Origin of the sequence: Flagellimonas olearia, from assembly GCF_009184425.1 — a bacterium.
Lineage (GTDB): Bacteria > Bacteroidota > Bacteroidia > Flavobacteriales > Flavobacteriaceae > Flagellimonas > Flagellimonas olearia.
In genome coordinates, this window is sequence record NZ_WELG01000078.1 from 1 (window position 1) to 396 (window position 396).

The window sequence follows — 396 nt, forward strand, 5'->3', positions numbered from 1 at the left end:
CCTTCATCAGCTCTTTCTTCAAATTTGCCCGTATTTTGCTCAAGCCTTTTGATGTAACACTTGCTACCGAAGACTCTGAAGTGCTTGACTGTAGCTTTTCTCCCAAACCATAGCTCATAAGGAGTTTTGTTTTCATGTGGCCTGATCAAACATCGATTCTGAATGTATACAGCCGTATGGATTGCCTCCTTCCAGTATTTGTCAGCTAGCTTGCTCTCCGTTAGCATTGTGCGAGCCATCTCTTGCACAGTGCGATTTTTCCGTTCCACAACTCCATTTTGCTGTGGAGTTCTAGGGGCTGAATATTGTCTTTGAATGCCATGGTGCTCACAATACTTAGTGAACTCTTCAGATGTGAATTCACCTCCACGATCAGACCTCAGGATCTTGATTCGC

General features: G+C 44.2%; 1 protein-coding gene. It reads right to left on the bottom strand.

Annotated features, from left to right (window positions below; genetic code table 11):
* The coding region (locus tag F8C76_RS19935) for a TnsB C-terminal domain-containing protein (protein ID WP_500683488.1) at positions 1 to 392 on the bottom strand (392 nt) is incomplete at its 3' end.
* Positions 393 to 396: the final 4 nt, after the last annotated feature.